Here is a 26,926-nt window from a genome sequence, read left to right on the forward strand (position 1 = left end):
TGAGGGCGAGTGCGTGTCGCGTCATTCGGACGCGAGCAGCAGGTCGATGTAATCGTGGGCGAGCTTCGTTGCAGCCCGGGTGTCGATCGGGCCGCCGGCGAGCGCACCGCGCAGCCACAGGCCGTCGATCAGCGCGGCGAGGCCGCTGGCGGCTTCGCGTGCCTTCGCACGCGGCAGCGCCTTCGCGAATTCGGCGCACAGGTTCGAATGGAGGCGCCGCGTGTTGACGTGCTGCAGGCGCTTGAGCATCGCGTCGTGCATGCTCTGCGACCAGAACGCGAGCCAGGTCTTCATCACCGGCGCGCTGACCTGCGTGTCGTCGAAGTTCGCGGCGACGATCGCGCGCAGCCGCGAGCGCGGGTCCTTGCGGGCGGCGACGCGGCGCCGCGTGGTGGCGGTCCACAGATCGCGCAGCACGTGGCGCATCGTGGCTTCGAGCAGGCCGTCCTTGTCGCCGAAGTAGTGGCTGACGATGCCCGTCGAGATGTTCGCGCGCTGCGCGACCGATGCGAGCGTCGTGCCGGGCAGGCCGGCCTCGTCGATCGAGCGCAGCGTCGCGTCGATCAACTGGGCGCGACGAATCTCCCGCATTCCGACTTTCGGCATCGCGACTCCCTTCGCCCGGACGGGCCGTTCACTGGAAGTCCAGAGCTTAGCGGTTTTTTATTGATCGTTCAATCAACAAAAAATCAGGGTCCGACGATGGATGGCGATGCGGAGCGACGGCCGCCGACGTGGGTGCCGCGATTGTGCAGTTGCGGAATAACGGATTGAAAGAAGGTTAAATAATTTGAAGTTTGTTTAAAACGATTTGATGGCCAGTGAAGCAAAGTACCCGAAAGTTTATCGATTCGATTTATTACACGTCGAAAGAATGTCGCGCTATGTGAGATTCGTGGAAATCCGGAAATTGAAAAGCCCTGGGCGAAGATCGGTAATTTCCGGAAATTCGTTTCAATCGTGCGATTCAATCGCATCATGTGCTTGAATTTAAAGGAAATGGGCGGATCTGACACCTGTTTCGAGGGGTGCGCGCAAACGATTGCCATCACCTTTCACTGAAATCCGCATACCATAAAAAACACTGAAAAAATTTGAATCATGCGTATTTCCAGGTGGAGTAGAGGGGATCGTTGGAATGACTTGAGTAAGTAATATTGCCCGTATTAGTATGGCGCCGCACCAGAAAGAAAGAATCGGCGCCGCGGAGGTTTGTCGCGGTGCGTCGGCAATGGCCGCGATCGACGATCGCGACACGGCCGGCGCCAGCCATTGCGCACCTGCAGCATGCCGCGACGCCGCGACGCCGAGACGCCGCATCAACCGGAGAATGACGATGCCGACCGAAAAACACGTAGTCCCGCTGCCGAATGGTCTGAAGATCTACGTCGAGCGGAACGTGTTCGATCCGTCGTTCGACACGGCGATGCTCGTGAACGGCGCGCTCGCGACGACTGCATCGTTCGGGCAGACCGTCCAGTATCTCGGCGAGCGGATGAACACGATCTGTTTCGACCTGCCGTACGCGGGGCAGTCGCGCCAGCACAACCCGGGCTGCTCGATCCTGACCAAGGACGACGAGGCCGCGATCCTCCAGTATCTGGTCGAGCGCTTCGCGCCGGCGTTCCTCGTGTCGGTGTCGTGGGGCGGCGTGGCGTCGCTGTTCGCGCTCGCGCGCGGCTGCCCGAGCGTGCGGCGCGCGGCGATCTGCTCGTTCTCGCCGTTCCTGAACGACGCGATGGTCGATTACGTGACGCGCGCCCGCGACCACATCGCCGCCGGCGAAAACCTGAAGGCCGCGCAATTGCTGAACGATACGGTCGGCCGCTACCTGCCGCGCATCATGAAGCTGTACAACTACCGCTACCTGACGCGCCTGCCGCGCGACGAGCAGGACCAGGTCGCGTTCCACGTCGACCAGATCCTGTCGCTGCAGCCCGAGCGTTACCTGAGCGAGTTCTCGAATATCCGCTGCGAGCTGCTGTTCCTGAACGGCGAGCGCGACGAATACACGACGCCGGCCGACGTGCGCCAACTGGCCGCCCACGTGCCGCGCGCGCGCTTCGCGACGATTCCCGACGCCGGCCATTTCCTCGACATCGAGGGCCGCGCGCAGCGCGACACCACGCGTGCGGCGCTGCTCGACTTCTTCTGCGACGCGCCGCCCGTCGCCGCGGGCATCGCGCTCGGCGCCGCGCATGCGCGCGGGTCCGCACCGATGCCGGCGATGTCGTCCTGACGCAGCCGACCGCGCACCGCGCATACCGCGCGCATCCGAATTCCCATCCACACGAGGCAGGCCAGCCGTGAATATCGTTCAGACCATCGCCATCGTCGTTCCGTGGGCCGCGTGGCTCGCCTACTGGATCGCAACGTCGCAGGGCGTGAAAACGACCGTGCGCAAGGAGGCGTCGCGCTCGCGCACGCTGCAGTCGATTCCGCTGATCGTCGGCGGCGCGCTGATCATCCTGCCCGACCCGTCGTGGCAGGCGCTCGTGCCCGACTGGCAGCGCTTCGGCCTGCAGACGCAATGCGGGCTCGCGGTGCTGGTCGCGGGGCTGCTGTTCTCGGTGTGGGCGCGGCTGCATCTCGGCACGAACTGGAGTGTGTCGGTCACGCTGAAGGAAAACCACGAACTCGTCCGCACCGGTCCGTATGGCCTCGTGCGTCATCCGATCTACACCGGCTGCCTGATCGCGCTGGCCGGCGCCGCGCTGATCGGCGACGAGTGGCGCGGCGCGCTCGGCGTCGCGCTCGTGTTCGCATCGCTCGCGTACAAGGTGCGCGTCGAGGAAAGCTGGCTCACCGGCCATTTCGGGCAGGCATACGCGCAGTACCGCCGCGAGGTCGCGGCGCTGATCCCCGGCTTCTACTGACTCCCGCGAGGCGCGCGATGGCGAAGGTGATCGTGACCGCGATCGGCTCGGCGGGCGACGTGCATCCGCTGCTCGGCGTCGCGCGGGCGCTGGCGACGCGCGGCCACGAGATCGTGTTCTGCACGCATGCGCCGTTCGAGGCGGCCGCGCGCCGCTGCGGATTCGCGTTCGTGCCGGTCGGCACCGCGGCCGAGTACGACGCCGCGATGGCGAACCCGGCGCTGTGGGACCCGCGCACGTCGTTCCGCACGCTGTGGCAGGTGATCGCGCCGGTGCTGCGCCCGCATTACGACGCGCTGCGCGCACTGACCGATCGCGACACGGTGCTGGTCGGCACGCTGTGGGCGTTTTCCGCGCGCTTCATGCAGGAGCTGCACGGCACGCCGTACGTATCGGTGCAGGTGTCGCCGTCGACGCTGCTGTCCGCGCATGTGCCGCCGACGCACCCGCGCCTGACGATTCCCGCGCGCTGGCCGCTGCCGGTGAAGGCAGCGTTGATGACGCTGATCGAGCGGCAGGTGCTCGACCGCGTGTGCGGGCCGGCGCTCAATGCGGTGCGCCGCGATCTGGGGCTCGCGCCGGCGCAGCGCGTGCTCGGCCGCTGGCTGCATTCGACCGACGGCGTGCTGTGCCTGTTTCCCGACTGGTTCGCGCCGCCGCAGCGCGACTGGCCGACGCATTTTCTGCAAAGCGGCTTTCCGCTCTTCAACGACATCGCGGGACCCGACGACGATCGTGCGCTCGACGAGTTTCTCCCGGCCGGCGAGCCGCCCGTGGTGTTCACGGCCGGCTCGACGCGCGTCGATCACGCCGCGTATGCGGATGCGGTTGTGCACGCACTGCGCGCCACCGGCGCGCGCGGCATCCTGCTGAGCCCGCACGATGCAGCACCGGACAGCGATCGACTGCTGGTGCGTCGCTTCGTGCCGATGCGCACGCTGCTGCCGCGCTGCCGCGCGCTCGTGCATCATGGCGGGATCGGCACCGCGGCGCTCGCGTTCGAAGCCGGGATTCCGCAGGTGGTGACGCCGTTCGCGCACGACCAGTTCGACAATGCGCAGCGCGTCGCGGCGAGTGGGGCCGGCGTGCGTGTCGATGGGCCGGTCAACGGTGCGCGGCTCGGCGCGGCGCTCGCGCGCGTGCTGGACGAACCCGAGTTCGCGGTGCATGCGGAACGCACGCGTGCGCTGATTCACGCTGCTCCGGACGGTTGCGAGACGGCCGCCGACTACATCGAGCGCTTCGTGCCGAAGCGCGGACGCGCACCCACGCCGGCTCACGTCGCGACGGCGGGCACATGAGCACCGCATCACCGCTTCAGGACACGCCCGCCTTTGATGCGAACGCATCCGTACCCGTGCCCGCCGCCACACAGCCGGTGCGCGGCGCGCGGCTTGCGCTGCTGACGTTCGCGCTGTCGCTCGCCACCTTCATCGAAGTGCTCGATTCGACCGTGACGAACGTCGCGGTGCCGGCGATCTCCGGCAGTCTCGGCGTGTCGAACAGCCAGGGGACGTGGGTGATCAGCTCGTATTCGGTCGCGGCCGCGATCGCCGTGCCGCTGACCGGCTGGCTCGCGCGGCGCGTCGGCGAGCTGCGGCTGTTCGTCGGCGCGGTGCTGCTGTTCACGCTGACGTCGCTGCTGTGCGGGCTCGCGCGCGACCTGCACGTGCTGGTGATCTGCCGCGCGCTGCAGGGGCTGTGCTCGGGACCGATGGTGCCGCTGTCGCAGACGATCCTGTTGCGCACGTTCCCGCCCGACAAGCGCACCGTCGCGCTCGCGCTATGGGCGATGACGGTGTTGCTCGCGCCGATCTTCGGGCCGGTGGTCGGCGGCTGGATCGTCGACAGCTTCTCGTGGCCGTGGATCTTCCTGATCAACCTGCCGATCGGGCTGTTCTCGTTCGCGGTGTGCACCGCGATGCTGCGCCCCGATGCGCAGCGCGGCGAGGCCGGCCCGATCGACGTTCCGGGCATCGTGCTGCTCGTGATCGGCGTCGGCTCGCTGCAGGCGATGCTCGATCTCGGTCACGACAAGGGCTGGTTCGGTTCGCCGCTGATCGTCACGCTCGCGGTGGTCGCGGCGCTCGCGATCGTGTCGCTGCTGATCTGGGAGGCCGGCGAGGCTCATCCGGTCGTCGACCTGAGCCTGTTTCGCGACCGCACGTTCTCGTTCTGTGTACTGATCATCTCGCTCGGGATGATGAGCTTCTCGGTGGTGGGCGTCGTGTTTCCGCTGTGGATGCAGGCGGTGATGGGCTACAACGCGTTCCATGCGGGGCTTGCCACCGCGTCGCTCGGCGTGCTCGCGCTCGTGTTCTCGATCCTCGTCGGCCTGCATGCGCACCGCTTCGACGCGCGCGTGCTCGCGACGTTCGGCTTCGTCGTGTTCGCGGCCGTGCTCGCGTGGGACGCGCATTTCACGCTGAACATGACGTTCGCGCAGATCGCCGCGCCGGGGCTGATCCAGGGGATCGGACTGCCGTGCTTCTTCATTCCGCTCACGGCCGCGACGCTGTCGCGCATTCCGGACGACCGGCTCGCTGCCGCGTCGAGCCTGTCGAATTTCCTGCGCACGCTGTCCGCCGCATTCGGCACCGCGATGAGCGTGACGCTGTGGGACAACCGCGCGACCTATCACTACGACGTCGTGTCGCAATCGGTCACGCACGCATCGGCGAATACGCAGCGCTTCGTGCATACGCTGAACGCGATGGGCGTGGACGGCGTGCGCGAGCTGTCGACGCTGCACCAGGTCGTGATGCAGCAGGCGTACATGATGGCGACGGGCGACATGTTCTGGATGGCAAGCATGACTTGCGTCGTGCTCGCCGCGATGATGTGGCTCACGCGGCCCAAGCGCGGCGCGGCCGCTTCGTTCGGACATTGAGGAGAACGGCATGACGACACTCGGCGCACTCGTGATCCTGTATCACCCGACCGACGCGCAGCTCGCGGCGCTCGACGCGTGGCGGCATGCGTGCGACGCGCTGCTCGTCGTCGACAACACGCCGCAGCCCGATGCGCGGGCCCGCGAGCTGTGTACACGCGACGGCATCGCGCTGCTGCATCACGGCAATCGCGGCGGGATCGCGGGCGCGTACAACGCGGGGCTCGCCGCGCTGTTTCGTGACGGCGCCGATGCGGTCGCGCTGTTCGACCAGGATTCGTCGGTGCCGGCCGCGTATTTCCCGACGATGCGCGATGTCTGCGCGGGGCTCGCCGGGCGCGCATTCCTCGCCGGCCCGCGCATCTTCGACGAGAACGCGCGCAGCTTCCTGCCCGAGCTCGCGACGAACGGCATCGGCTTGCGCCGCCTGCGCATCGAGCCGGGCACGCCGATGCAGCGCTGCGCATTCCTGATTTCGTCGGGCTGCGTCGTGTCGCGCGACGCGTTCGACGTGCTCGGCCGCTTCGACGAGACGCTCTTCATCGATCACGTCGACACCGAGTACAGCTTCCGCGCGCTCGCGCGCAACGTGCCGCTCTATGTCGTGCCGTCGCTGGTGCTGCCGCACCGGATCGGCGCGAAGCAGCGTCACGCGTTCGGCCCTTTCGAAATGACGTCGATGAATCATTCGTGGCAACGGCGCTACTACAGCGCGCGCAATGCGGTGCAGCTCGGCATGCAGTACGGGTTGCGATTTCCGGTGGCGGTCGTGCCGAACCTGCTGACCGTGTGGCAGGTCGTGCAGATTGCGCTCGTCGAGCGCGACAAGCGCGACAAGCTCGCCGCCATCCTGTTCGGCATCGCGGACGGCCTGTTCGGCCGGCTCGGTCCGCTCGAGCGCACGCGGCCGCGTCTGGCCGCGCGCGCGCAGCGCGCGCAGCAGGGGTGAGGGCGGCGATGGAGCGCATCACGAAGACGGCGCGACCGGGACGACCGACGCATCGCGGACAAGCTGGCTGGACGATCGTCGCGACGGCCGCGCTGCTGGCGCTGGGCGGCTGCGTGCCGTCAGGGTTCCTGCCGTCGCTGTCGCTGCGCGCACCGGCCGGCGATGCGCTCGCCCGTACCGCCGGGCCGGGCGCGGAGGGCGCATGGCCCGCGCCCGACTGGGTGAAGCAACTGCAGGATCCGCAGCTCGACGAGTTGGTCGCGGAGGCATCGCAGCACAATCCCGATCTGCAGGTCGCACAGGCGCGGCTGCGGATCGCGCAGTCGCAGCTGCAGCAATTCGATGCGCTGACGGGGCTGACCGGCACGGCCGGCGCGACGGTCAGCCGCGCGCGGATGCCGAAGCCGGGCGACATCGCCGACGTGACGGCCGGCGGATATCGCGTGCCGGTGGAGATCTTCGGCGATCCGGTCGTGTCGCCGTCGTCGGTGTTCGTCGGGCTGAACTACCAGCTCGACCTGTGGGGCAAGAACCGCGCGGCGACGAAGAGCCTGATGTCGCTGCGTGATGCGGCGGGCGTCGAGGCCGAGCAGGTGCGGCTCACGCTCGCCGTCGCGATCGTCACCGTGTACTGCCAGCTCGACCAGGCGTACGCAGCGCGCGACCTGCTGCAGCAGAAGCTGAACATCAGCCAGCGCGTGACGGCCGTGCTGCGCGAGCGCACCGCGCGCGGCCTCGACAACGCTTACGACGCGAGCGACGCGTCGATCAAGCGCAGCCGCCTGCTCGAACAGATCGCGCTGAACGCCGAACAGATCAAGCTCGCGCAATTGCAGCTCGGCGTGCTGTCCGGCCGCGGGCCCGAACGCGGCCTCACTTTGCAGCGGCCGCGCGTCGGCGCGTTCTCCGGTGGCGCGCTGCCGGCGCGGTTGCCAGCCGATCTGCTCGGCCGCCGGCCCGACATCGTCGCCGCGCGATTGCGCGTCGAAGCCGCGTTCGCGAATGCCGATTCGACCCGCGCGCAGTTCTATCCGGACGTGAACCTCGTCGCGCTCGGCGGCGTGTTTGCGTTGACGCCCGCATCGCTGTTCTCGCGCGACGCACTGGCCGGCTCCGTCGGCCCGGCCATCTCGCTGCCGATTTTCGATCGCGGCCGGCTGAAGGCGAAGCTCGGTGCGGACGTCGCGCAGGCCGACGTCGCGATCGGGTTGTACAACAAGACCGTCGACGATGCGCTCGGGCAGGTCGCCCAGATCGTCACGTCGCTGCAGACCGCGCAGACGCTCGTCGCGCAGCAGCAGGACGCCGTTGCCGCCGCGCAGAAGATCGTGCAGATCGCTGCCGACCGCCATCGTCGCGGCGTGCTGATGCAGAAGGACGTCGACGTCGCGGATCTCACGCTGATCGACGAGCGCGCGCAGCTGATCGCGTTGCTCGGCCGGCAGCGAACGCTGCGCGTCGGGCTGGTTGGCGCACTGGGCGGCGGATTCGATGCGGGCGCAACGATCGGATCGGCTTCAGCGTCGGCGCCCGTTGCGCGTACCGCGCAAGCCACCCGGACGAAGCGCGGCGTGCCGGCGAACACCGTTGCCCGCAACGCGACGAACGCGAGCGCGGAAGCGCATCGCGCGACGGGGGCGGCGGCCGGTAACGGCGTCGTGCCGCGAGCCGCACCCAGCGACCCGCCGATCGTGCGTGTGACATCGCGCACTGCGACGGCCGATTCCGCAAGCGTGAGCGCCGGCACCGGCACCAGCACCGGCGCGCGCAGCGCGGTGCCCACCGTCGCCGCCGACGCACGCGCTGCCGCGATCCCGATGTTCCGGCATGACCGTTTGATCGTTACGCAAAGCGACTGATGCACCACGACAATCTCCATACCGCCGCGCAGCCGGCCGCCCTGAACGACCCGGCACTCGACGCGCGCCGCGCGACGCGCCGCAAGCGTTTCATGCTGTTCTTCGCGGTCGTGGCGTTCGCCGCGCTCGTCTGGATCGCGTTCTGGCTGTTGCGCGACCGCTATTACGAGGACACCGACGACGCGTACGTCGCCGGCAGCATCGTGCAGGTTGCTGCGCAGATCCCGGGCGCCGTGACCGACGTGCTGGTCGCCGATACGCAGGCCGTGCGCGCCGGGCAGACGCTCGTGCGGCTCGACGACACCGAAGCGTCCGTCGCGTTCGCGCAGGCGCAGGCGCAGCTCGTGCAGGCCGTGCGGCAGGTCGCGAACGCGAGGATCTCGAACACGATGTACGTGGCGGCCGTGACCGCGCGCCAGGCCGACTTGGCGCTCGCGCAGCGCGCGCTCGCCGCGCGTTCGGGCGCGTCGGTCGAGATCGTCGCGCCGGAAGAACTGGCGCGCGCTCGGGCGGCCGTCGCCGGCGCGCAGGCGAACCTCGCGGCCGCACAGGCGCAGCTCGATGCCGCGCGCGCGCTCGGCAGCAAGCTGCCGATCGATCAGAGCCCGGCGGTCGTGCAGGCGGCCGCGCAGTTCAAGCTCGCGTACCGGAACCTGAAGCGCACGACGATCGTCGCGCCCGTCGACGGCACGATCGGCCAGCGCTCGGTGCAGGTCGGACAGCAGGTCGGGCCCGGCGTGCCGCTGATGTCGATCGTGCAGCTGAACCGGCTGTGGATCGAAGCGAACTTCAAGGAAGGGCAGATCCGTCACATGCGGGTCGGCCAGCCGGTCGACGTGGTGTCGGACCTGTACGGCTCGCGCGTCGTCTATCGCGGTCGCGTGCAGGGCTTCTCGGCAGGCACCGGCAGCGCGTTCTCGATGCTGCCGTCGCAGAACGCGGCCGGCAACTGGATCAAGGTCGTGCAGCGCGTGCCGGTCGTGATCGCGATCGAGCCCGGCGATCTGGCCGCGCATCCGCTGCGCGTCGGGTTGTCGATGCGCGCGACGGTCGACACGCGCAACCGCGACGGCCATGCGCTCGACAGCGAGCCGCCGACGCCGGGTGTCAGCACGCGTATGCACGACGGCGTGGCGAGCGACGCGGAAGCGGCTGCTGCTGCGATCGTTCGCGAGAATCAGGGCGGGTAGTACGCGATCGACCGGCGCGACTGATCGCGTCACCCCGCCGGGCTCCGTGTCTGCGTGTTCCTGCCTTGCACGTTGCCGCCCTCCAGCCTCTTTCCCGCCCCGATTTTCGTGTTTCCGCCATCGATGTCGGCGCCGATCTCATCCGAACGATACGGCGAGCAGGAAGATGCGTCCCATTCTGTGAGGTTTTAAATTTTTCGGGCCAAATATCTCCATCGCCAATGTGGGTTGACGGGAGGATTGGAAATTGTTAAGGACTTTTATCCTCTAATGTCAGCCTACCAAGGCTCGCCGCGAGCTTGAGGCGAGCCGTTCGCCATTTTGATACGGCAGAGACCCTCTGCTTTTCCGCATCGGCGAGTGCCACCTGTGCATTCAACAGTTCCGTGAACGTTCCGACGCCTTCCCTGTAGCGGCCTCGTGCGATATCGAGCGCTCGTTCTGCGTCGTTGAGCAAGTCCCGCGAGTTGGCGAGGTTGGCTGCATTGGTCTGCACGCCGTGATAGCTCTGCCACACGTCAAGTGACACTTCCAGTTCGGCGTCGCGAAGCGCCGCCTCCCGTGCATCGGCCTGCGCCTGTGCCTGCTCGGTGCGATAGCCAGACGCAAAGCCTTCAAACAAGGGAATCGTCAACTGCACGCCAATCATGCTGCTACGGCTGCGTGTTACAGGGATCGACTGCGGCTGCTGTTGATACGACGGATTGTTTTGTGTCAGGCTCGCAACCAGCGAGATGGTTGGACGACCCAGCGCACGGGCGGCGTCGATATTTGCACGGGCGGCATCAAGCATTGCGCTGGCGGCGGCGAGTTTGGGTTGAAACTGCTTTGCTTCGTTGATCAATTGATCGATGCCGGTAGCGATCGCGGCCTGCGCATCCGGATCGCGCTCCGGCGACGCGATCTGCATCGCGGTATTTGCGTCAAGCCCCATTGCGACGGCGAGCCTGCCCGTTGCTCTGTGCACGTCACCTTCTGCGCTGACGCGATCGAGCATCGCACGACGATAGCTCGTACGCGCCTGTAGTTCGTCAGCTAGAGTGCCGGCGCCCGCCGTGTGCTTCGCGCTCGCTTCCGAGAGGCTTTCACTCGCGATTGACTCGCTGCGCTGTGCGGCAGCGAGCGACGCCTGCATGTCGTGCAACGCGTAGAACGCCTGTGCCGTGTTGAAGATCACGGTCTGCAGTGTGTTGTTTTGCGTTGCATTCGCGGCGGCTAGCAACGCGCGCACTTGCCGATGTGTAGCGCTACGCTTGCCGAAGTCGAACAGTACCCAACTCAAATTCAGCATTCTGTACTTGCTAGATGCGTTCTGCGACTGGCTGATCGAATCCGAGCCGAGCGCACTGTAGTCGTAGGTAGTGGATAAAGTGTCGCGTTCAATACCCGCGGTCGCGCTTAGCGTGGGCAGGTATGCGGCACCGACGACGCCGAGCGCGGCCGCCTGCTCCCTCACTTCGCTCCACGCTTGGCGCACGCGCGGGTTTATGCAGATCGCCTGGATGATCGCGTCCTCGAGTTCGAATGGGCGCCCGGCTGGCAGGGCGCGACACGACATACCGTGAAGTAAGGGCGAGGCAGGCGCTTCCGACACGTCACCACGTGTGTCGAACACATCGAGCACTTGTGCGTCGGCTCGATGATGACCAACCAGCGCTATGGCAGATGCAGTGAGCAGCAGGCAGTATTTCATTTGCGGACCTGTTCCGCGAAGTCAGGTGCACGGGTGCTCGCGTCTGGAATACCTGTTACAGGCTGGTCGAGCACGATTCGCCCGTTTTTCAACATTACGACACGTTTGGCCGATGCAATGGTTTCAGGCCGATGCGCGACGATTACACGGGTCATTCGCAATGCGTCCACTGCCGAGTTGACCTGCTGCTCGCGCTGCAGGTCGAGATGGCTTGTGGCTTCGTCGAGCACGAGGATCTTCGGCCGCTTGTAGAGCGCGCGCGCGAGCAGCACCCGCTGCTTCTGCCCGCCCGACAGCACGGTGCCCATATCGCCGACCAACGTGTCATAGCCCATTGGCATAGCGACAATGTCCTCGTGTACGGCAGCGAGTTGCGCGCACTCGGCGATCCACTGTGCGTTCGAGTCCGGATCGAAGAAGCTGATGTTATCGGCGATAGAACCGGCGAAAAGCATGTCATCCTGTAATACGGTACCGACGAGCGCGCGTAGCCGGTCAAGGCCGATCCGGTCGACGTCGACGCCGCCGATCCACACCTTTCCGGTCGTCGGTTTGAGTACCCCGAGCAGCACATTGACGAGCGTCGTCTTGCCGCAACCTGATGCCCCGACGAGCGCAACTGATTCGCCCGAAGCGATCGTAAGCGACACACCGTCGAGTATCGCCGGTTCGCCATCCGCATAACGGAAGCCGATCGCGTCGAATTCGATGCTGGCGGCCAATTTGTCCGTTTTGCCTGGCACGTGGCGCGGACTTGCATCGGGTTCGCGTTGTTCGAACACGATGTCAGCCAGTCGCTCGCCTTGCAATTGCAGCATTTTGACTTCGACGTATTTGTCAATGAGGCTCGCGACTCGGCTGTCGAACTGGCCCTTGTATGCGTTGAACGCCATCAGCACGCCGACTGTAAACTGACCGTCCATTACCATCCGTGCTCCGAGCCAGACGATAATGATGCCCTCGATGCCGAACAAGAGTCCGTTGACCTGTTGGTATAACAATTGCAGCTTCTGTATATGCAGGCCGGCATTGACTTGCTCAACAAGCATCGACAACCAGCTTGCACGGCGCTCATTCTGACGGTTGAACAGCTTGATCGTCTTTACGCCGCGTATCGTCTCGAGAAAATGACTCTCCTGCTTGGCGGCCCGCACGATTTGTTCTTCCGTTGCATGACGCAGCGGGCGATACGAGAGCCATCGCAGTAGTGCGTACAGGGCCATCGTGACGATCGCGACGAGGCCAAGCGTGCTGCTGTAGACGAACATCATCGCGAGTGTGACGATTGTCATCAAGCCGTCGATCACCGCACTCAGGAAAGACGTGGTGAGCGTCTGCTGAATCGTATCGATCGACCCGAATCGAGACATGACGTCGCCGAGATGGCGCCGCTCGAAGTAGCGTACAGGCAGGCTCAGCAGTTGCGTGAACATGTTTGCGCGCCACTGTACGTTGAGTGTCGTGCCGAAATACATCAGTACCCACGCGCGGATTGCGCTCGTCGCCTGCTGCATCAGAAGCAGCAGGCCGAAGCCGAGCGCGAGTACGGTGAGCAGGTCTCGGTCTGCGCTGACAATTACCTCATCGATGACCCACTGCAAGAAGAAAGGGTGCACGAGCGCGAATACTTCGAGCGCGAGAGCAAGTATCAGTATCTGGCCAAGCGAGCGCGAAATGCCCGTCACCGGTCCAACTAGCGTGCGTAGCCTGACGGCAGGCGCCGCTTTACGCGGCTCGAAGCAACTTGTTGGCCACAGCTCCAGCGCGACGCCGGTGAACGAGCGCGATACTACGTCGAGCGGAAGCGTGCGGATGCCTTGTGCGGGATCGTGGATCACTGCGCTTCGGCCACTTACTCCCTTCAACACGACGAAATGGTTGAAGTTCCAATGCAGGATGCACGGTACGCGCAGTTTGGCGAGCTGGTCGAGATCAAGTTTCAGTGCGCGGGCGCCGAGATCAAGTCGCTGCGCGATGTCTACCACGCGGGAGAGATCCGTGCCTTTGAGGGATACTGGAAAGCGACTGCGAAGTGTTGCGACATCTACATGATGGCCGTGGTATCCGGCGATCATCGCGAGGCACGCGAGCCCGCATTCGGTCGCTTCGGTTTGCAGCAGCATCGGCAATTTGCGGCCGATATCGAGCGAGAGACGGTCGAGAATTGACATAGGTAGACAACGGAATCAGAGTTTGCCGGTGACGCTGTAGAGCGGCTCGAGAACCCATTCAAACAAGCGCCGGCGTTCCTGCAATATGTCGGCCTGAAGGGCCACGCCGGATTGCAGCGGTTGCGGCTTGCCGTATACCGTTACTGTTTGTACGTCGAGTGAGGCAGTGACGCGGTAAAACGCACCACCGCCGCGAGCGTCGATAGCCTGTATGCCGCTTGTCGACAGTTCGCCAACGGATAGGGCGGTGCGCGCAATCGACGATACGCGCGCGTGGTACTGACCGAATTTCTGATAGGGATAGGCCCGGTAACGAATCCGTACGGGATCTCCAGGGTGTACGAAGCCGACGGCTGCGCTTGGCACGAATAGGTGGACTTGCCAACGGGCACCATCCGGTACGATGCTTGCGGCCGGACTTGCGCTATCGATCATTTGGCCGGGTTCTGCGATTACGGCAGTCGCTAGGCCGGGTTCGGGCGCGGTGACGAAAAATTCACGCTGAGCTTCGCTCGCGATCATCGACTGCCTGACGTCGATCAGGCTCCGGCTGATCTGCGAGAGTTGATTCTGTTGTTTGAGTGCGAGGCCAGCGAGATCGTTGGCGGTTTCCTTGAGCACTTGGATCACGTTGGTACGCTCGCGCTGCAAGCCGAGAAGTTTCGACTGCTGATCAAGCATGTCGGCCTGCCGCTGCTGCAATTGATCGGTCGAGATATAGTCCTGGGCAAGCAAACGGCGATAGCGGGCCACCCCGTCGGCAGCAATCGACGCGCGTTCGTGCTGAGTCGCGAGCTGAGCGTCGAGACGCGTGACGTCCGCACGCAGGCTGGCAAACTTTGCTTGCAAGGTGTCGCGTTCGTCCCGCTGGAGCAAGCGTGTCTTGTCTATTTCCTGCCGCAGTAAATTCTGGCGTTGGTGCGCTTGTTCGATCAATGCCGCCTGCGTACGACCCTCGGCGGCGCTCTGTAGATCGGCAGAAATAGAATAAAGCACCGTCCCGCGCGTCACATGCTGACCCTCGGTCACGGCCTTGCGCAGCACGACGCCCGAATGCTGTGCATAAACCTTGATGAGACCTGTATCGGGTACGATCACGCCCTCGACCGTAGTGCGCCGTGTGTAGCTACCGAACGTAAACAGTAAAGCCACACCGACTGCCATGAAAGCCATGGTGAATGCGAGTACGGTAAACGAAACGGGGCGCACCAGGAGGATCTTCCCAAGTGTCGATCCACGCTGTGCCGCGAGAGCGTCTGGCCGAAACGGCGATTGTTTGGTATCGCTTGCCACGTTGGTTGACAAACTACTTTGACGGTGAAGGATTGAACGACGCCGCAAAAATGCTTTGCACTCGTGCGGTCAAGAACCATTCCATACCACGCTCGATGATTCCTTGAAGATTTTTAGGCTCTCCTTGGTCGTCTGGGCACGCCAAGAAATGGTCGCCGCATGGAAAATATTCTGTTACAAAAGGGCGATCATGTGCCACGAGGTATGCAATCCCGGCCTCATAGTCAATTGCAGACGCGCTTTGATCGCGTCCTCCTTGAACCAGGTAAAGCTGCGCCTTGGATGCAAGCACGTCTTCTGCCGGCGATGCCTTGCCAATTGTTTGCCAATAGGTTCCATCGTATCCTGCAATTGTCCGGTTTGACTCTTGCCCTAAACCCCGGTGCGCATGCTCCCAACTCGTCAATGTAGACTGTAAACGGTCAAGATAATTATTTGATCCGGTTTCTGGCGCAAAGCTCCAGTTTCCCCAATAAGTTAACGCGGCATGAATCGTCGACAAGGTTTGTCCAATTCCGAATCCGGAAATTAACAGAAGATGGGATACTTCACTCGTTGATTTTGCCAAGCGTGATGCGATAGAAACTCCTTCGGAGCCGGCGACTACCATGAGCGGTTGGCGATTGATCCATCCACGATCTCGCATGTCATCAATGGCGGCTTTTAGTGCATTCAGGCGATCTTGCATATTGGCCATCTTTTTGAATTCCGATGAACATTCAGAGTTTGTTTCGCGGGAAAAGCGCTCATCGATACCTGGATTCTCAAAGACAATCAGGCGGGCTTTTTCTCTAAACTGCAGGGCAAACCCTTCCGGTCCCATCGAGTGCCCTTCGTCAGGCAGTGCAGGAAACGCTCCTGTGCATCCGCTACCCGGTAAAAAAATCACTAATGGCTTGTCCTTTTTCGATATGTCGGACGAGTAATAGCGGATCTTCTGTCCCTCGGGCATGGTGATTTCACTACCGGAGAATGGAAATACAGAAGATATCCCTGTTGGGACTGTAAAATCAACTCTTGGAGTGATGGAGTGAGGGCGGCCATTGATGTTCGTATTTTGACCGTGGGTTAAAATCGGCAACGAAAGAAAGATGGTTATGAATATTTTTATTGCCATGTTATTTGATTGATTGGAGTACATGTCGCCGCCATATGGACGTGTTTGGAGAAAAGGGGAGTCGGTCTCAGATATTGAGCTTTGTAATTTAATGTGGGCTGGATTCGAGGCAATTGGTGGTGTGCTTTTAAATTCGATTCCCGGTCATGTTTTCCTCGATTGTCGCCCAGGGCATGCCGTGTGAAAGCGCAAACTTCCCCAATTCAATGATGACAGCCTGATGACTTGTGCAAAATAGACTTGCATTGCGAAATTTGTTGATGAAGCTGTATCTGTGGAGAACGGATTCTCCAAGGCCGGCTCCGCTTTGGCAGATTCCCTTTGCCCCGCACTGCGAGCAAAATGGTGGTACTTCATCGCAGGCCCGATGAAAATCTGCCACTTTGGGGTGGTTGATGAAATCTGCCAATGTGCTATTCGAAACATTCAATCCAAGATTGAAAAGAGATGGTAGGGTATTGCGAAAATCATCGTCGACGGCGATCTCGCCATTTGCCCGGACCGTCATAGCGACAAACCGGTGCGGAGGTGATTCCGATGCATCGGAGGCACAAATGCGTTTTAGAGGATCGGTAAACTGTCTTACATAGATATTTCGGTCGCTATCGTTGATCCATTCACTTAGTGTGTCCAGTAAAAATTTACTGGTTCCCTCGGTCAGTTTGATATCGGCTGCATCCCTGGTTTGATTGGGCTTCAAGAAGTGGATTCTTTCAATTCCCAGATCGTCTACGAAGTGTCGATATGTCTTGCTGCCATCAAAATCTGGATTTATCACACAAATAACCCCCGCAAATACCCCTTCACACGTTTTGTTTTTTTCTATCAGCATTGCGATTGCCTTCGAAACTGCGGAGTGAGTGCCATTTCCTTTTTTGTCGACTCTGTGAAGATCGTTTTCCCGCGGAGGGCCGTCTAAACTGACGCCTACGGAGACATTGTATTTGGCGAAGATGGAAAGCCATTCTTCATCAAGCAATGTTGCATTTGTCTGAATGCTGATCCTTAGATCGGTTTGGTCAGAGATGCTGTTTCTGAATATTTCGAGCATGTCGCTCATTCGCGACTTTTTCATCAAAAGAGGTTCCCCGCCGTGCAGATCGATTTGTATTTCATCAATCGAATGCGCGCGGGTTGCATCCCGCAAATAGCCGGCAAGAGATTTTGCTGTGTCGATGTTCAGATAAGGAGGTTGACTTGTGTAGTCATGGTTGCTGCCATTGAAGTAGTAGCAGTAAGTGCAGTCGATATTGCATCGCTCGGTAACCTTGAGTATTACTTCCAGTCTGTTTATTTTGTCTATGTTTTTCATTTCTTTGCTGATTTTTAAAAGCGTGGACTCGGTCCAGAATTGATGTCCCAAAGATGCGTCGTTGCGTGGTGCAAGCTTTCGTGCCAGCAGTGATGTGACATGGGATTTCGTAGAAAACGAAATAAACATCGTTATCGACGAATATATCGGTACCGCATGGTGCAGTCACGATTGGTGGCGATACGCCGCAAGGCGTATCGCGCAAGACGTTACCCTAATGGGGTAACGGGATGTCGATTATCGCCAAGCTTTCGACCAGGTGGCGTTGGCGAACCAACCGCGAGAATTGGCTTGCGATGAGGCGCCACCCCCGACCAGGGCAAGCAATTCGGAATCGAGCTCGACGGGAGCCTCGCGTTCTACTTGCTGCGCACCAACCATCATTTCATTTTTGAAAGCATGCAGATCCATTGGATTACCTTTTATCTATGAAAAATTCACACGACTTCAGGCGGAATCAATCCGTTGCGCGCACATCAAGAACGAGGATTGTCACCGCCCGCCTTGTTTCCCGTCAATAAAGAGATGTGCAATTAAGGTGCAATATCATTTATAAGACGGTTCCTTACGTTAGCATTTCAATTTCATTGAGGTCAAGAGTTTTTTTATGGAATTAACGGATATATATGAGATAATATAATCTCGAAATTGACTGGTCGACGCGGGGCGGCTCCCAATTGAATGTCAGTTGACTTGGTCAGGCCGCATGGTGAATGGGAAAATACTCAAAATATTTTCCGAATATTCGGAATGGTATTGGGTCGGCGGTTGTAATTATGAAAGGCGGTGTTGCATAAATTGAATGTGACGATGTGGTAGTCGCCGTGTTCACTACCGCAGACAATGCGAATGGAACATCCGAGTCCGCCATGTGGTCGACCAGAGCCGGGCCGTCGTGCAGGCGGCCGCACAGTTCGCGCTCGCACTCCGGAACCGAAGCGCGACGATCGTCGTGTCGGTCAATAAACGATCGGCCAGCAACCAGATCAAGGTCGTGCAGCGCGTGCCGGTCGAGATTGCGATCGATTTCCGCGATCTGGTTGTGCGTCCGCTCGGGGCGGACGGTCGGTCGCGCGATGGTTGGTACGCGCACCGGGACGCCACTCGGGACAGTCATCGGTGAGAATCAGCGCGAGTAACGGGAATTGGGCCGGCCGGGCGGCCGATCGCGACGATTGGCCTGGAACGCGAGCCCCGGAGCCACGCCCGGCACCTAAAGGCCGCCGCGCCGCTCAGCAAGCCTTCCCGTTTTTGCCACTGTCCCGCCCACCCAACTTTCGCATTTCCGCCATCGATGTCGGCGCCGATCAAACGCATGTCGGGTTTGAGACATCGACGCCCCCGCCTCCGGGACTAATCTCGAACAGCACGTTGCGTGCGTGTCCGCATCCGCCGACGCAGCGCGACGCGATCAAACGAGACATGGAGACAATACGATGAGCAGCAATCGAGGTGTCGTCTATCTTGGGCCGGGCCAGGTCGAGGTCCAGAAGATCGATTATCCGAAGATGGTCGATCCGACCGGCCGCGCGATCGGCCACGGCGTGATCCTGAAAGTGGTCAGCACGAACATCTGCGGTTCCGATCAACATATGGTGCGCGGCCGCACGACCGCCCCGGTCGGTCTCGTGCTCGGTCACGAGATCACGGGCGAAGTGGTCGAAGTGGGCCGCGACGTCGAGACGCTGAAGCTCGGCGATCTCGTGTCGGTGCCGTTCAACGTCGCGTGCGGCCGCTGCGCGATGTGCAAGGACACGCATACGGGCGTCTGCCTGAACGTGAACCCGTCGCGTGCCGGCGGCGCATACGGCTACGTCGACATGGGCGGCTGGATCGGCGGCCAGGCCGAATACGTGCTCGTGCCGTACGCCGACTTCAACCTGCTGAAATTCCCGGATCGCGACCAGGCTATGGCGAAGATCCGCGACCTGACCTGCCTGTCCGACATTCTGCCGACCGGTTATCACGGCGCGGTGAGCGCGGGCGTGAAGCCGGGCTCGACGGTCTACATCGCGGGCGCGGGCCCGGTCGGGATGGCGGCGGCCGCATCGGCGCGCCTGCTCGGCGCGGCGGTGACGATCGTCGGCGACATGAACGCGGAACGCCTCGCGCACGCGCGGGCGATGGGCTTCGAGACGGTCGACCTGTCGAAGGATGCGTCGCTCGGCGAGCAGATCGAACAGATCCTCGGCGTGCCGGAGATCGACTGCGCGGTCGACTGCGTCGGCTTCGAGGCGCACGGCCACGGTTCGTCGGGCCATTCCGAGGAAGCACCCGCGACGGTGCTGAACTCGCTGATGGAAATCACGCGCCCGGCCGGCGCGATCGGCATCCCGGGCCTGTACGTGACGGACGATCCGGGCGCGAAGGACAAGGCCGCGCAGCACGGCAGCCTGAGCATCCGCTTCGGCCTCGGCTGGGCGAAGTCGCACTCGTTCTTCACGGGCCAGACGCCGGTGCTGAAGTACAACCGCAACCTGATGCAGGCCATCCTGTTCGACCGTCTGCCGATCGCGAAGATCGTCAACGTCGAGGTGATCTCGCTCGATCAGGCGCCGGAAGGCTACAAGAAGTTCGATGGCGGCGCACCGCGCAAATTCGTGATCGATCCGCACGGGTTGCTCGCGGCCTGACGCACGAACGGCACGCAAGCAGCGGGCGGCACCGGAAACGGCGCCGCCCGTTTTTTCTGTGGGCATCCGCGACGCGCAGCGCGATCAGCGGGATCGCGCCGAATTCCTGCGCGCGCTCAGTGCCCGCGATAGAGGTCGGCCAATTGAGTCTCGGTCGCGGCAGCCCGGCGCCCGTGATGCGCATGCGCGCTCACGCGGCGGACCGCATGCGGGCGCCGGGCCGGCACTCCGCCTTTCCAGTCGGCCACGCGAATGCCGCTGCGCGCGCTGGCCGGTTCGCGCGCGGGCGGCGCGTGCCGTGCGAGCGTCGTCGTCGCGTGTCCTCCGGTTGCGCGCCCGCTCGCGCGCCGGCTCGTGCCCGTATCGGTGTCGCGCGGTTGCGCGGCTGCGACCGCGACCTGCGTGTCGTCGCTCGGCTGAAGTGCGTCGGCCGGCGCGCGTACGACCGGCGCCGTCGGTGCGTCGCTCCGCTGGAGCGCGTAGGCCTGCGCGGGCGCGACCCCCACCGTCGGTGCGTTGACCGGATGCACGCCGGCGTCGATCGTCGCCGGGCCCGGCGCGCCTTGTCCGCGACAGACGGGATCCGACCGGCACGTCCGGTCGAACGTCACATAGCCGCCGACCAGCAGCACGACGGTAAGAATGCTGAGCAGCGGCGCGCTCGATGGGCGCGGCCGCCGGATCGCCGCGCCGCGTACCGCGGCCGCGATGCGCGACGACCAGTTCGGAACGGGCTGCTCCGAGTGCGGCGGATGGGCGGCATGCGATGACCGTGCCTCGCCGGATCGGTTGTCCAATCGCATGAACGGCCAGTCGCCCAGCCCGCAGACGGGGCACTGCTCGGTGGCGCGGAACGCCATGAAGCCGCATTGCCGGCAGCGCTGGCTGATGGCATCGCGCGACTCCACACGCTGGTTCAGTACGCCGCGCAGCGTATCGCGCGGGCGGACTCTCTGACTGAGCAGGACTCGCATGGTGTTGCTACCTCGTCTGTCGTTGCCGCCCCACGAGCATCCCGATGGTCTGCATCGCGTTCTCGACGGCTGGGGTCCACGGCCGGCCATAGTTCAGCCGGACGTAACGGTGAAAGGCGCCGGTCGCAGAAAAGATCGGCCCGGGCGCGACGCTCACGCCGTGCTCCAGCGCTTCGCTGAACAACTGCATCGCGTCCACGTGTGGCGGCAATTCAATCCACAGGAAATACCCGCCGCGCGGGGCGTACACCTGCGTGTCGGGCGGAAAGTACGCGCGCACGGCGGCCAGCATCTGCGCCTGGTGCGCGGCCAGGTTGCGCCGGAGCCTGCGCAGGAAGCGGTCGTACCCGCCGTTGCGCAAGTAGCTGCAGAGGGCCAGCTGCGCGGGCACGTCGGCGGCCGGCGCGCTCGCGTTCTTCACGGCCCGGATCTGCTTCGCATAGCGTCCGGCCGCGACCCAGCCGATCCGGAAGCCGGGCGCGAGGCACTTCGAGAACGAGCTGCAATGGAGCACGAGCCCGCTGTCGTCGTACAGCTTCGCGGGGCGCGTCGGGGTCGGGCCGAAATGCAGTTCGCCGAATACGTCGTCCTCGATCAGCGGCACCTGGCGCGACGCGAGCAGCTCGATCAGCGCGCGCTTGCGCTCGTCCGACAGTGTCGCGCCGGTCGGGTTGTGGAATGAGGTCATGAACCAGCACGCGCGCACCGGATGCGAGTCGAGCGCTTCGGCGAGTGCATCGAGATCGAGGCCGGTGCGCGGATCGACGGGGATTTCGACGGCGGTCAGATGCAGCTGCTGCACGGCCTGCAGCGCTGCAGGGAACGCAGGGCGTTCGATCGCGACGATGTCGCCGGGGCGCGTGAGCGCCTGCAGGCACAGCGTCAGCGCTTCGGCGGCACCGGTCGTGATGACGATCTCGTCCATCGGCAACGACGCGCCCGCATTCAGGTAGCGCAACGCAATCTGGCGGCGCAGCGCTTCATGGCCCGGCGGCAAGCCGGCCAGCAGTTTCGCGCGGTCCATGCCGCGGGCCGCCGCCGCCATGTATCGCCACAGGCTGCTCATCGGAAACAACGAATAGCTGGCGAACGCGGAGCCGAGCGGCACGATGTCGTCGCGCTTGAGCGAGTCGACCAACTGGAACAGCGTACCGTCGTCGCCGGTCTGCGATGCGCCCGGTTGGCGCGGCACGTCGGGGGCAGCGCGCAGGCGCTTGTCATGAAGGTTCGAAACGAAATAACCGGAACGGGCGCGCGCGGTGATCAGGCCCTCGCTTTCGAGCGTGTAGTACGCGCGAAAAACGGTGGAAGGACTTACACGGTAAGCACGGCATGCCGAACGCACCGTAGGGATGCGTGCACCTGCCGCCAGGTCGCCGCGACGAATCGCGTCGGCAATCGTCTGTGCAAGCTCCGCGTATCGCTTCATGCCTGCCCTCCGGCCGACCGCGGCCGTCGCTAAAAAAAGAGTAGCACGGCCTCCGCCGGGTTCAATCCCGCCCCCCAAACACCGCTGCCTCTTCGCTGATCCGCAAACTATCTGAACAATCTGAGTCTTTTCATCAGACAAGCGAACGGGCATGCTGCGCAAGTTTCATTCCCGAAGCCTGCGCAAGCTTTGTTCCTGCTCCGTGCGCAAGCTTCATTCCCGATGCCTGATCGATACGGAGTCCAACCGGATCAGTGACACCGCGCACCGTGCGCGGAGCCTTGTCTGCGGCGTCTTCACCTTTATCCGGAAGCAACCAGCGTGAAATCGAAGTTTTTGGCCGCGAGCCTCGTGGCCGGCGTCACCCTCAGCATGTTCAGCGGTACCGCAGCAGCAGCCTGCGTCAGCAATCCCCCGACTCAGTCCAACGCATCGTTCCCCGCCGCACTCACCGGCAAACTCGTCTATCACAGCTACGTCACGTACGGCGACGGCACGAGCCAGTTGTTCCTGTACGATTTTTCTGCGCGTACGCTCACGCAGCTGAGCAAGAGCACGTGGGGCATCACTGACCCGATGAACGGCGTGTTCAGCCCCGACGGCAAGTGGCTCGCGTTCATGGGTATCAGCAACGGCGCATGGAACGTGTTCATGCTGCAACTCGGCGCCGGCACGCCGCCCGTCAACCTGACGAACAGCACGGGCGCGACGCGCAACGAGGATCCGAAGTTCAGCAGCGACGGCAAGACGCTCGTGTTCAAGCAGAACGGCGACGTGAAGCAGGGCACGCTGTCGTACACGAGCGCGGGCCCGGTGTTCACGTCGGTCGTGAGCCTGACCAACGCACCGGCCGGCGCGGAATACTCGATGCCGTTCCTCGCGCCCGACGCGAGCGCCGTGTATTACGCGACCGGCACCGGCGCGAACATGGGGCTGATGAAGCGCACGATCGCGACCGGCCAGACCGCCACGTTCGATCATCCGGCCGGGTTGCAGACCTACTATCCGATCGTGCGCGGCGACGGCATGGTGTTCTACGCGCGCTGGAAGGACACGGGCGGCGCCGATCAGATCTATGCGAAGACCGCAGATCCCGCATCGACGCCGAATGCGCTGCCGATCAACGACTGCATCAGCAACAACTCGGATCCGGCACCGGTGACCGGCACGAACTACGTGTTCTTCTCGTCGACGACGGCGGGCGGCTACCAGCTCTACGTCGGCGATGTGACGACCGGCCAGCGCTGGAGCCTGTCGCAGTTCGGCGTGAACGCGGATACGACCAAGGCGAAGCTCGGCTCGAGCTACTACGGCGGCCCGGCTGCCGCGCAGCCGACGCTGCTGTCGCAAGGGCGTCCGGCCAGCGCATCGGCGAGCTACAACGCAACGCTGACGGCGGACAAGGCGTTCGACGGCAACACGACCAGCACGCGCTGGGATTCGCCTGAAGGTACCGGCGTCGATCCGCAGTGGCTCTCCGTCGATCTCGGCGCCGTGAAGAAGATCAGCAGCGTCGATCTCTACTGGGACGCGGGCGCGCTCGTCTACCAGATCCAGACGTCGAACGACAACGCGACATGGACCACGGTCTACTCGACGAACAACGGCGTGTCGTACGGTCACGTCACGCTGCCGAACCTGAACGCGCAGGGGCGCTACGTGCGGATGCTCGGCACGAAGCGCGCGACGCAGTGGGGGTATTCGCTCGACGAGATGCAGGTCTGGGGATCGTAAGCACCCAAGAAAAAGGCGACCTCGAAGGTCGCCTTTTTTATTTTCGCCGCGCGTATTTCACGCATGGATCACATGCGCCGGAAACGCCGGCCCCGCAGCCACCGTGCTCTGCGCGAGCGGCGCGACCTGCTTGCGGCGTTCGCGCGTCGGCGCGACGCCGAACGCATCGCGATAGCTCTTGCTGAAGTGGCACGCCGACTGGAAGCCGCACGCCATCGTGATGTGCATGATCGACATGTCGGTCTGCAGCAGCAGCTCACGCGCGCGGCGCAGCCGAAGCGTCAGGTAATAGTGCGTGGGCGTCATCCCGAGATGCTCGCGGAACAGGCGCTGCAACTGGCGCTGCGACATGTTCGCCAGCCGCGCGAGTTCTTCGCGCGACAGCGGCTCCTCGATGTTGTTCTCCATCAGCGAAATCACTTCGAACAGCGACTTGTTCGCCGAGCCGAGCCGCGCGACGAGCGGCATGCGCTGTTGCGCGCTCGTGTCGCGCACGTGTTCGACGATGAACTGCTCGGCGATCTGCGTGACGCGCGCGGTGCCCACGCGCGCGGCGATCAGGTTCAGCATCATGTCGAGCGGCGCGACGCCGCCCGTGCACGTGATGCGGTCGCGATCGACGACGAACAGTTCCTTCAGGAAGCGCGTGCCCGGAAACTCTTCCTTCAGCGCAGACATGTTTTCCCAGTGAATCGCACACGCATAGCCCTCGAGGAGCCCCGACTTCGCGAGTGCGTACGTGCCCGTGCACAGGCTGCCGAGCGGAAGCCCCATGCGTGCGAAGCGACGCAGCGTCGACAGATGCGCAGGCGTGGTTGCACGCTGCACCTCGATGCCGCCGCACACGAATACGATGTCGGGCTGGCCCACGCATTCGGCGGGGCCCGTGTCGACCGTGAGGCCGTTGCTCGCCGTGACCGGGCCGCCTTCCGGGCTGATCACCGACCAGCGGTAGAGCGGCTGTCCGCTCAGGTAGTTCGCCATCCGAAGCACCTCGATCGCATTGGTGAACGCGATCATCGTGAAGTTCGGTAAGGGCATGAACGCGAAGTGGGACAGCGACGCTGTGCGGTCGGGCGACATGGGGGGCGTTCCTTGAATCTCTAATAGCTTTTGGCCCGAGGCACGGATCGGGCTGCCGTATTGTGTGAGCGAGCGCAACAAGCGTGCCATACGGCTAAACCCTAGCTCCATACGTTGTATGGGCGTCAGAGCGATGTTGCACTGCACCGTAACCGTGACACGTGCACCCCGGACGCGCACCGGGAGCACCGACGGAGTGCCTGTCCATAGGTGAATCGTGCATGCCGTTTTGCTCGGTCATCCAGAAAAGCACGACCGGTCACTTGTACAAAACGGACGCGCATGGCGGAAAAGGCAAAGAACGCGTCTAAATTCATCAATCCGCCGAAAATCCGAACGACAAGAATAGAGCCGTCGGCAGCCTTGCACTGGAAGCACTGGAAACCCAGGTATGGCGGGCCTCGAGCTTCGGTTGCACGCCCCTTATTCTTCGTCACGGACGCACTATGTCGAACACCCAGCCTTTCTTCTCGCAGCCCCTCGCCGAGCGCGACGCGCCGGTGCGCGGCGCCATCCTGAAGGAGCTCGAGCGCCAGCAGTCGCAGGTCGAGCTGATCGCGTCGGAAAACATCGTGTCGCGCGCGGTGCTGGAGGCACAAGGCTCGGTGCTGACCAACAAGTATGCGGAAGGCTATCCGGGCAAGCGTTACTACGGCGGCTGCGAGTTCGCGGACGAAGTCGAGGCGCTGGCGATCGAGCGCGTGAAGCAGATCTTCAACGCCGGCTATGCGAACGTGCAGCCGCACTCGGGCGCGCAGGCGAACGGCTCGGTGATGCTCGCGCTGGCGAAGCCGGGCGACACGGTGCTCGGCATGTCGCTGGACGCCGGCGGCCACCTGACGCACGGCGCGAAGCCGGCGCTGTCGGGCAAGTGGTTCAACGCGGTGCAGTACGGCGTGAACCGCGACACGCTGCGAATCGACTACGAACAGGTTGAAGAACTCGCGCACCAGCACAAGCCGAACCTGATCATCGCCGGCTTCTCGGCATACCCGCGCGCGCTGGACTTCGCACGCTTTCGCGCGATCGCCGACAGCGTCGGCGCGAAGCTGATGGTCGACATGGCGCACATCGCGGGCGTGATTGCCGCGGGCCGTCATGCGAACCCGGTCGAGCATGCGCACGTCGTCACGTCGACCACCCACAAGACGCTGCGCGGCCCGCGCGGCGGCTTCGTGCTGACCAACGACGAAGAGATCGCCAAGAAGATCAACTCGGCCGTGTTCCCCGGCCTGCAGGGCGGCCCGCTGATGCACGTGATCGCCGGCAAGGCCGTCGCGTTCGGCGAAGTGCTGCACGCGGACTTCAAGACCTACATCGACAACGTGCTCGCGAACGCGCAGGCGCTCGGCGAAGTGCTGAAGGCAGGCGGCGTGGATCTCGTGACCGGCGGCACCGACAACCACCTGCTGCTGGTCGACCTGCGCCCGAAGGGCCTGAAGGGTGCGCCGGTCGAGCAGGCGCTGGAACGCGCGGGCATCACCTGCAACAAGAACGGCATTCCGTTCGACACCGAGAAGCCGACCGTCACGTCGGGCATCCGCCTCGGCACGCCGGCCGGCACGACGCGCGGCTTCGGCGTCGCGGAGTTCCGCGAGATCGGCCGCCTGATCCTCGAAGTGTTCGACGCGCTGCGCGCGAACCCGGAAGGCGACCGCGCGACCGAACAGCGCGTGCGCCGCGAGATTTTCGCGCTTTGCGAGCGCTTCCCGATCTACTGATC

Annotated in this window: 21 protein-coding genes; 11 read left to right on the forward strand and 10 right to left on the reverse strand. The window is 63.4% G+C overall.

What is annotated here, in order from left to right:
- Positions 1–21 precede the first annotated feature (21 nt).
- Complete coding sequence (betI, locus tag C7H84_RS00270) at positions 22–606, reverse strand: transcriptional regulator BetI (protein WP_121856859.1); 585 nt, start codon at positions 604–606, stop codon at positions 22–24.
- A 730-nt stretch (positions 607–1,336) separates the two neighbouring features.
- Between betI and C7H84_RS00275 the strand changes: the two genes are divergently transcribed.
- The 7 genes from C7H84_RS00275 (at position 1,337) to C7H84_RS00305 (ending at position 9,764) form a co-directional block, all read left to right on the forward strand.
- Complete coding sequence (locus tag C7H84_RS00275) at positions 1,337–2,239, forward strand: alpha/beta hydrolase (RefSeq protein ID WP_121856860.1); 903 nt, start codon at positions 1,337–1,339, stop codon at positions 2,237–2,239.
- A 67-nt stretch (positions 2,240–2,306) separates the two neighbouring features.
- Positions 2,307–2,876 carry an isoprenylcysteine carboxylmethyltransferase family protein gene (locus tag C7H84_RS00280; protein WP_121856861.1) on the forward strand — a complete coding sequence of 190 codons (570 nt, stop codon included), beginning with the start codon at positions 2,307–2,309 and terminating at the stop codon, positions 2,874–2,876.
- A gap of 17 nt (positions 2,877–2,893) precedes the next feature.
- Positions 2,894–4,177, forward strand: coding sequence for a nucleotide disphospho-sugar-binding domain-containing protein (locus tag C7H84_RS00285; RefSeq protein ID WP_121856862.1), 1,284 nt, complete (start codon positions 2,894–2,896; stop codon positions 4,175–4,177).
- A complete protein-coding gene (locus tag C7H84_RS00290; RefSeq protein WP_162999175.1) occupies positions 4,174–5,766 on the forward strand; it encodes a DHA2 family efflux MFS transporter permease subunit in 1,593 nt (530 codons plus the stop codon). Before C7H84_RS00285 ends, C7H84_RS00290 begins: the two co-directional genes overlap by 4 nt.
- Positions 5,767–5,776: 10 nt before the next feature.
- The gene (locus tag C7H84_RS00295; RefSeq protein ID WP_121856863.1) at positions 5,777–6,715 is read left to right on the forward strand and encodes a glycosyltransferase family 2 protein; all 939 of its coding nucleotides are present in this window, start codon (positions 5,777–5,779) and stop codon (positions 6,713–6,715) included.
- Positions 6,716–6,723: 8 nt separating this feature from the next.
- A complete protein-coding gene (locus C7H84_RS00300) occupies positions 6,724–8,574 on the forward strand; it encodes an efflux transporter outer membrane subunit (protein ID WP_121856864.1) in 1,851 nt (616 codons plus the stop codon).
- A complete protein-coding gene (locus C7H84_RS00305) occupies positions 8,574–9,764 on the forward strand; it encodes an efflux RND transporter periplasmic adaptor subunit (RefSeq protein WP_121856865.1) in 1,191 nt (396 codons plus the stop codon). The genes C7H84_RS00300 and C7H84_RS00305 overlap by 1 nt, the downstream gene beginning before the upstream one ends.
- Positions 9,765–10,014: 250 nt before the next feature.
- On the opposite strand, the gene C7H84_RS00310 is transcribed toward C7H84_RS00305, so the two are convergent.
- The 6 genes from C7H84_RS00310 to C7H84_RS36125 all read right to left on the reverse strand — a co-directional run bounded on the left by C7H84_RS00310 (position 10,015) and on the right by C7H84_RS36125 (position 17,761).
- Positions 10,015–11,457 (reverse strand): TolC family protein, encoded by a 1,443-nt coding sequence (locus C7H84_RS00310; protein WP_121856866.1) that lies wholly within the window; start codon positions 11,455–11,457, stop codon positions 10,015–10,017.
- Positions 11,454–13,628: a peptidase domain-containing ABC transporter gene (locus C7H84_RS00315; protein ID WP_121856867.1), complete on the reverse strand. Its 2,175-nt coding sequence runs from the start codon at positions 13,626–13,628 to the stop codon at positions 11,454–11,456. Before C7H84_RS00315 ends, C7H84_RS00310 begins: the two co-directional genes overlap by 4 nt.
- Positions 13,629–13,643: 15 nt before the next feature.
- Positions 13,644–14,921, reverse strand: a complete 1,278-nt coding sequence (locus tag C7H84_RS00320) for an HlyD family efflux transporter periplasmic adaptor subunit (RefSeq protein ID WP_121857863.1) — start codon at positions 14,919–14,921, stop codon at positions 13,644–13,646.
- Between the two features lie 13 nt (positions 14,922–14,934).
- The gene (locus C7H84_RS36120) at positions 14,935–16,062 is read right to left on the reverse strand and encodes a hypothetical protein (RefSeq protein WP_162999176.1); all 1,128 of its coding nucleotides are present in this window, start codon (positions 16,060–16,062) and stop codon (positions 14,935–14,937) included.
- A 103-nt stretch (positions 16,063–16,165) separates the two neighbouring features.
- A complete protein-coding gene (locus C7H84_RS00325) occupies positions 16,166–17,479 on the reverse strand; it encodes a radical SAM protein (RefSeq protein ID WP_121856868.1) in 1,314 nt (437 codons plus the stop codon).
- 108 nt (positions 17,480–17,587) lie between these two features.
- Positions 17,588–17,761: a hypothetical protein gene (locus tag C7H84_RS36125; protein ID WP_162999177.1), complete on the reverse strand. Its 174-nt coding sequence runs from the start codon at positions 17,759–17,761 to the stop codon at positions 17,588–17,590.
- Positions 17,762–18,221: 460 nt separating this feature from the next.
- Here C7H84_RS36125 and C7H84_RS00330 point away from each other — a divergent pair, with 460 nt between their 5' ends.
- Complete coding sequence (locus tag C7H84_RS00330; protein WP_121856869.1) at positions 18,222–18,473, forward strand: hypothetical protein; 252 nt, start codon at positions 18,222–18,224, stop codon at positions 18,471–18,473.
- A gap of 313 nt (positions 18,474–18,786) precedes the next feature.
- Complete coding sequence (gene fdhA / locus C7H84_RS00340; RefSeq protein ID WP_098551258.1) at positions 18,787–19,983, forward strand: formaldehyde dehydrogenase, glutathione-independent; 1,197 nt, start codon at positions 18,787–18,789, stop codon at positions 19,981–19,983.
- Positions 19,984–20,099: 116 nt separating this feature from the next.
- Here fdhA and C7H84_RS00345 read toward each other — a convergent pair whose 3' ends face one another.
- Positions 20,100–20,957: an ATP-dependent serine protease gene (locus C7H84_RS00345; protein ID WP_121856870.1), complete on the reverse strand. Its 858-nt coding sequence runs from the start codon at positions 20,955–20,957 to the stop codon at positions 20,100–20,102.
- A 7-nt stretch (positions 20,958–20,964) separates the two neighbouring features.
- Positions 20,965–22,386 (reverse strand): PLP-dependent aminotransferase family protein, encoded by a 1,422-nt coding sequence (locus C7H84_RS00350; protein WP_121856871.1) that lies wholly within the window; start codon positions 22,384–22,386, stop codon positions 20,965–20,967.
- Between the two features lie 321 nt (positions 22,387–22,707).
- Between C7H84_RS00350 and C7H84_RS00355 the strand changes: the two genes are divergently transcribed.
- Complete coding sequence (locus C7H84_RS00355; protein WP_121856872.1) at positions 22,708–24,120, forward strand: discoidin domain-containing protein; 1,413 nt, start codon at positions 22,708–22,710, stop codon at positions 24,118–24,120.
- A gap of 57 nt (positions 24,121–24,177) precedes the next feature.
- Here C7H84_RS00355 and C7H84_RS00360 read toward each other — a convergent pair whose 3' ends face one another.
- Entirely contained in the window at positions 24,178–25,293 is a 1,116-nt protein-coding gene (locus C7H84_RS00360) for a GlxA family transcriptional regulator (RefSeq protein ID WP_121856873.1), read from the reverse strand.
- Between the two features lie 356 nt (positions 25,294–25,649).
- On the opposite strand from C7H84_RS00360, the gene C7H84_RS00370 reads away from it, so the two are divergent.
- Positions 25,650–26,924 carry a serine hydroxymethyltransferase gene (locus C7H84_RS00370; protein ID WP_121856875.1) on the forward strand — a complete coding sequence of 425 codons (1,275 nt, stop codon included), beginning with the start codon at positions 25,650–25,652 and terminating at the stop codon, positions 26,922–26,924.
- The last annotated feature ends 2 nt before the right edge of the window (positions 26,925–26,926 follow it).

It is taken from the genome of Burkholderia sp. Nafp2/4-1b, assembly GCF_003635165.1.
Taxonomy (GTDB): Bacteria; Pseudomonadota; Gammaproteobacteria; order Burkholderiales; family Burkholderiaceae; genus Burkholderia.